At 38.1% G+C, this 6,119-nt stretch carries 10 protein-coding genes and 1 pseudogene; all 11 read right to left on the bottom strand.

Annotated features, from left to right (window positions below; all coding sequences use genetic code 11):
- A pseudogene (locus M2135_RS04110) lies at positions 1-524 on the bottom strand (helicase); the annotation flags it as partial.
- Between the two features lie 2 nt (positions 525-526).
- Positions 527-877 carry a helix-turn-helix domain-containing protein gene (locus tag M2135_RS04105; RefSeq protein ID WP_280747333.1) on the bottom strand — a complete coding sequence of 117 codons (351 nt, stop codon included), beginning with the start codon at positions 875-877 and terminating at the stop codon, positions 527-529.
- A gap of 256 nt (positions 878-1,133) precedes the next feature.
- Positions 1,134-1,535 carry a hypothetical protein gene (locus tag M2135_RS04100; protein ID WP_280747332.1) on the bottom strand — a complete coding sequence of 134 codons (402 nt, stop codon included), beginning with the start codon at positions 1,533-1,535 and terminating at the stop codon, positions 1,134-1,136.
- Positions 1,536-1,538: 3 nt separating this feature from the next.
- Positions 1,539-2,651 carry a PDDEXK nuclease domain-containing protein gene (locus tag M2135_RS04095; protein WP_280747331.1) on the bottom strand — a complete coding sequence of 371 codons (1,113 nt, stop codon included), beginning with the start codon at positions 2,649-2,651 and terminating at the stop codon, positions 1,539-1,541.
- A gap of 49 nt (positions 2,652-2,700) precedes the next feature.
- Positions 2,701-3,963, bottom strand: coding sequence for a site-specific integrase (locus M2135_RS04090; protein ID WP_280747330.1), 1,263 nt, complete (start codon positions 3,961-3,963; stop codon positions 2,701-2,703).
- A gap of 487 nt (positions 3,964-4,450) precedes the next feature.
- Positions 4,451-4,711: a hypothetical protein gene (locus M2135_RS04085; protein WP_280747329.1), complete on the bottom strand. Its 261-nt coding sequence runs from the start codon at positions 4,709-4,711 to the stop codon at positions 4,451-4,453.
- A 17-nt stretch (positions 4,712-4,728) separates the two neighbouring features.
- Complete coding sequence (locus tag M2135_RS04080) at positions 4,729-5,160, bottom strand: hypothetical protein (protein WP_280747328.1); 432 nt, start codon at positions 5,158-5,160, stop codon at positions 4,729-4,731.
- The gene (locus M2135_RS04075) at positions 5,144-5,386 is read right to left on the bottom strand and encodes a hypothetical protein (RefSeq protein ID WP_280747327.1); all 243 of its coding nucleotides are present in this window, start codon (positions 5,384-5,386) and stop codon (positions 5,144-5,146) included. The genes M2135_RS04080 and M2135_RS04075 overlap by 17 nt, the downstream gene beginning before the upstream one ends.
- 10 nt (positions 5,387-5,396) lie before the next feature.
- Positions 5,397-5,591, bottom strand: coding sequence for a hypothetical protein (locus M2135_RS04070; protein WP_280747326.1), 195 nt, complete (start codon positions 5,589-5,591; stop codon positions 5,397-5,399).
- Positions 5,588-5,764, bottom strand: coding sequence for a hypothetical protein (locus M2135_RS04065; RefSeq protein ID WP_280747325.1), 177 nt, complete (start codon positions 5,762-5,764; stop codon positions 5,588-5,590). Before M2135_RS04065 ends, M2135_RS04070 begins: the two co-directional genes overlap by 4 nt.
- Positions 5,765-5,766: 2 nt before the next feature.
- Positions 5,767-6,096 (bottom strand): SH3 beta-barrel fold-containing protein, encoded by a 330-nt coding sequence (locus tag M2135_RS04060; protein ID WP_280747324.1) that lies wholly within the window; start codon positions 6,094-6,096, stop codon positions 5,767-5,769.
- Between the last annotated feature and the right edge of the window lie 23 nt (positions 6,097-6,119).

The raw sequence follows: 6,119 nt of genomic DNA, 5'->3' as shown, positions 1-6,119 counted from the left end.
AACCTGTGTGCCCAGTCTGCGTTAAACTGGCTGCGGAAATCCTCGTTTGAATTAAAGGTGGCATTCTTCCCGAAGATCATCTTTAAGAAACGAAGAAATGTCGTCTTGCCAGTATTCCGTTCGTTGGATACCAGTAATAAGATAGGAAGCATTTGTGTCGGTTTCATGTAGAGAATCTGCAGGTAGTCCAAGCCCAGCTCCAGTTGTTCTCCGAAAATATGTGTTAGGAATGAACGGATATACGGAAAGTCCCCTGCTGTTGGGGTATGATTAATGGGTTCATACTGATTAAGATATTTCCCATGTACCTGTTTATAGTCGATATGATCAGGTATAATACAAAATCCATCATACTTATCTATCTCCGGCAGATTGTTCTTGCCATAGTCCTGCCGAAGTGTTTCATAACTCCATGGGATCTTTTCTTCGATATAATCGCCACTAATAAGAGGACGATACACAGTTTTATACAGCGTGGTGCCAACCCTTAGAAACTTTTCTGCTGCGCTTTCTTTTTCTTTCATGGTCAGAGTCCTCCTTGTCTTTTGCGCATTACATTTCTGTTTATACTCTCGATAACATTAGATGGATCATGAGGAGATTTAACCTGTTGCTCTGCCCAGTCCAATAGTTCTATTCGAGAGAATATGAGCTTATTCCCATACTTGCGGAAAGGCATGGTTCCGGCAGATGTAAGTTTATAGATTTTCGCCTTTGAAGTAGGGAACCCATACTCTTCAAGCACTTGAACTGCAGTATCCAGCGTTATTGTATCAGGTAGTTCTTTAGATGTAGTTGCTGCCGGAAACACTTTTGATACCTCTTCGCTGATGATCGCCCTTAATTCCTCGGACGTTGTTACAATAATATTCTTCATAACACATTGTTTTATTTGTTAATACCTTGCTATCGTCATAGCGTTATTAACTGATCAGTGCAACAAAGAAAAGGCAGATACAAATAGTTATAAAACTGAAAATCAGTTTACATAGGTAAGACAAACAGTGCAATAAGTGGAGATAAAAGCGCCATAGGTAGGACATAAGTGGCTATATAAAAGGGAAAAAGGTTTAGAAGTCCCCAGTAGTCCGTATTTGTCACCACTATGTAAAGTCAAAAAAAAATTTAGTTTTTTATTGTTTTTGTTTGCGAAGCTGCTCGATAACATCGTCTAAATCAAAGCTGGTTATATTTATGCCTGGTATAACATACTGAGAGATAAATCCCTTTTCTATCCATTGGTCTACAGTGGGACGTGAAACTTTCATCATTTTGGCTAAAAGGTATTTGGAAATAATAGGCTTACCATTAAATTTTTCTATAAAATTCCCATTGGCAGCATAGTAGTGTTGAAGGTTAGATATAGCTTTGTCTACATCCTGTATATAGGGTTGGTATTTTTTTGTGATAGTGATCTCGATGGAGTCCATATCATAATCAGCCGCCAACTCCAGGTCTTTAGATAATTCTTCAATGAGTTGCCCAAAGATAGCGGTATCCTTTGCTTTTATGGTTATCTTCTTGCGGCGAGGCATTGGTTATATATCTTCAAGTTCCTTTTCTAAATCCTCAATACTTGGCAGTGTTGATTTCAACTCTTCTGGGATAGCCTTAGACAATGTAAAGTCAGCCACACCCATAGGAGTGTTAATCCCACCTAAGGCATATTCGGCAACCACCTCATTCTTTGATTTACACAATAACAAACCTATTGTTGGGTGATCAGACTCTGTCTTTAAGGTTTTATCGACTGCGTTGATGTAAAAGTTTAATTGACCTGTTTGTGCCGGCGTAAATGCGACAGCTTTCAACTCAATAACTACATAACACCTTAGCCGGATGTGATAGAATAGTAGATCTATGTAAAAATCTTGGTCGCCAACATTTATGTGATACTGTCTTCCTATAAAGGAAAAACCTTGTCCTAACTCCAGTAAAAACTTTGTGATGTGAGTGCAAAGTTGGTCTTCGATGTTTCTTTCATCCATTTTTCCTTTAATGGTAACAAAGTCGAAGATATAGGGATCTTTAAGTATTTGTTCGGCAAAGTCTGATTGAGTAGTCGGGAGAGTCGCTTTGAAATTTGTGATCTTTTTCGCTTCTACCTGCCGCTTATATAATCCTGTCTCTATTTGCATTTCCAGAACACTTAAACTCCATCCATCCTGTATGCTTGACCTGATATACCACAATCTTTCTTCTATTTCTTTGACTTTATCCATCAACGCAATATGATGTGACCAGCTTATTTGTGCAAGAGGTGTCTGCACAAATAAGGATTCAAATTGTGCAGACACTGTCTGCACAATTATATCTTGCTGGTTATATTGGTTTTGAGCTGCAAGTTGCTGCATGAATTCGGCAGAATATTCTTGGGCAAACTTTCGCATATACTTCAAATTCCGCATAGAGAAACCTTTTTGCTCTGGAAATTCCGCCTTCAGGTCTTTTGCCAACTGCTCAATAACCTTTGTGCCCCAACCTTGTTGTTGTTGCATTGTCAATATGCCATTCCCTATGTACCAATACATATAGAGCATTTGACCATTAGCTGAAACAATAGCTTTCAGTTGAGAGTGTTTTACCTGTTGCTTTATTTCAGCAAGAAGGGCTGTATAATCTTTAGTTATTTTGTTTTGCGAAAATTCCATTATCTGTTACTTGTATAAATGTTTGGCAATTTAAGCATTTCTAATCACATCACAACACTTTTGCAGCTTCATCAATCACGCTCGTTGCAAAGCTATCTAAATAGGTGTTAGTAGTGGCAAGATCACTATGTCCCAATATCTGAGAGATAACTTCTCTTGGAATCTGATTATCCTGAAGAGTCATCGCCATGGTATGGCGGCTCACGTAGCTGGTTAGTTTCATATCTGTAATCTCTAAAGCAGTAGCCAAGTTTTTAAGATTCTTGTTGTTGCGGCTAAATCTACTCCGGATATGATTGTATAACTGTTCACCCTTATAGCCTTCCTTTGAAATAATGGGGAGCAGGTAATCTCCAATTAGAACGGTATTAGACATAAACCAGTCAAATAATCCTTGTATGGTATCAGTTATTTTTATTTGAATGGGTTTTACCTTTTTTGCCTCTTTAGTTTTATGACGTTTATAGACAAGGTAAGTTCCACCGTTGTATCGCACTATATTATCTTTAGTCAGTAGGGCTGCGTCCATAAATGAAATACCGTAACAATAGTAAGTGAAAAGAAACAAGCGACGAGTCATTTCATGCGTAGAACTCTTCATTTCTGTCGTTTTCAGTTTTTCCAAATAATCGATGGGCAAGTAGCGCTTGGCAGTTTCCTCTTCCAATGATGATATATTGAAGCCTCCTTTGCCAAAAGGATATGTGCTTTCAGACGCTTCCTTGTCTTGTATAGCCTTGTTTAAGCAAGCTCTAAGGGCTTTGAAATAATATTTGCGTGTATTCCCTGCACAACCTCTCTTTTGTAGAAAGACATCAAATGCTTTCACATATTTAATATCTATCTCTGGGAAGAGCCTTGTTGCAAACTTATTATCAAATAATTCAAGAAGATGCATCGTCCTTGCATAGCAGGCTGCATTGCCAAAGTGATTAGTATCTTTGAGGGTTGTAATTAGAGAATCAAAATAGTCTTTGACATTACCTTTGCTTGAGTAATGGAAGAACTCTCTTTCAAATTGGTTAGGAGTCCAGTCTATTTTATTTTGTTCAAAGGTTGAAAGTATCTTTAGTATTTCGGCTTTTTTCTGGGTTATCCAGTCATTTAGAAATACCCGGTCCGGATGTAAACTCATAACCCTCTTGTCTGTGATAAATCTTTCCGTTTTGTTGTCCCACTGGTGAGCTTCAGCATATATGCCAAGAGCCATAACTTTTCTTTTGTTCTCCTTGCGTACGACTAACCAGATGGCATATCCATCCTTATATTTGTACTTATCGGCCACCCACATTTTAAACGATACATATTTCATATTCTCTGAAATTACTGACGTTTTGCAAAAATAGGGAATAAAATCAGAATATAAACAACAAAATATCAGATAATTAATATAGAAAAAACTACTGATGTTTTACTGACGTTTTCAAGGAAAATAGATACAAAAGAAGCCATATAAGAGTAAAATGCAAAGACGATGCAAATACCTATATCTCTGTATTACAATTAGATATAAAATAATACAAACAAACAACATACTTCTGGGGGGGGCGTGTGGTCGCAGGCTCAAATCCTGTCATCCCGACGGATTGATTATAAGACACTTACGATAATATTTCGTAGGTGCTTTTTCTTTGCGGTTTACACTTGGTTTACACTCTACCCTATATTTGTTGGGGCTTTAGTCTTCTTTGTAAGTATAAAAACAGAAAAACAAACTTAAAAATCCCCCGAACCTCAACTGAAATCCGGGGGGGGCATCCTGTCTATGCAACATTACAATGATATACGTGTTTATGTTATTATTTAACTTTATTCGGAGATCGTCTTGTTCTACGATATGGAACCGCATGTCGGAGGACATCGGATGCGTTGCAATACCACTTTCCGTTTTGCGTATTAGATTTTTTTTCTGCACGAATACATCCATTTTCTATGAGTTTAATCAACCGACCCATACCTCCTACTATCGTAGCGGCCTCTCGTTGGCCATATGTCTTGTCATTGGTAGCGAATAATATCGCATCCAATAAACTCTCTGCATTGCTTATACGTTCATTCATGTCTGTATTTTCTTCTGTTATTCCTTACTTTTTACATATTCGTTGAATTTATCAGCCAATCCGTTTTCAGACAAAAAGTCAAAGATTAAAAGCTTTTCGCTTTGAACAATGCTACTCAAAGCCTCAAAATTTGCATGAATTTTTACGTATTCTTTCTCGCAGAACAATGCAGCCGCCAATGTACTACCATAGCACGATAAAAGACTGTCTATATTTTGAAATATTGAATACTCATTATAGCACATCGGGGATAAAATATCACTGGTATGGAAACCTTGCCGCTTGGTCCTTACATACTCGCTAAGTGCTTTAGCCCTCTTCACAAGAAGCTCGTTCAATTCCTCAATACTTATCTTGCTTGACATTTGAGGTAAATGTGCGTTGTCTTTTACTATTATTTGCTTGTTCATTACTATTTGCTTTTGTTGTTTATTACTTCTTGTTCTCATTATAAAACACGTTTTCTTTGAATTCAAAAGAAACAATCTCAGCGATGTGCAGCGCTATTGCGTCATAGCTGCCCTCTATCTCATTCATAACGCCTGCCATTGTCGTTGCAGGATGAGTCTTTGCATAATCGCCTAAGTATTCCATGATCCATTCCTTTTGCTCTTTGAGTTGCTCTGTTATCTCTTTCAAAACCGGGTTGTAACCGAACTCTTCTACTGTTGTCATAATTTTACTTTTAATTAATTAATACTATTTCTGTCATTGCGCCTATTCCTTTGCGGATATAACGCTTATTGTTTGCCAAATGTAGGTAGACTACCTCAATGCCGTTTTCTTCGCTTATATCCAAAATATAGAACTCATAGACGGTGTTATCGTTTGAAAACCGGAACCGGTCGCCCGGCTCCAGTGTGAATAGTAGTGTTTTCATTCGTCTTTTAATTCTCGTATGATCCAAGCCAAACAGTTAAGTCCATTCGATCCTACATTATCAGCTGCGATATCAGCCATGAGGCTAATAAGCCCTTCTCTTAAATACTTTACACTGTCTCTGTCTGCGCCTTCCATGTCAATAAGGACATCGCCGTCAATTTCACGTACCATGATTATACTGTTTGAATGTTAAATCTCTTGAATGAGCGAAACGCCTGTTTCTCCGTATCCCAGTAAGTAAACAGCAGGTCATTCTTTGCCCTCTGTGAGCCTTTCGCTTCGTGATTGATATACTTGTCGGACAGAGTGCCGAAAGCCTGTCTAACCTCACCGTTTACCTTTTGGTAATAGAACTTTACAATGCCGGTTCTCATAGCTGCTGCCAGCTTAAAATTAGCCCACGCTTTACGCAGGCAATCTGCAAAGGCTTCGCCTGTTACCCGGAATAAACGCCATGCCAAACTCATAACCTCTCTCATTTGATTTTTAAATTGTGAACTCATTGCTCTTTGTATTTAAGTGTTTA

It is taken from the genome of Parabacteroides sp. PF5-9 (genome assembly GCF_029893105.1).
GTDB lineage: Bacteria > Bacteroidota > Bacteroidia > Bacteroidales > Tannerellaceae > JARXWG01.
This window is presented reverse-complemented; position numbering and strand designations above follow the sequence as displayed.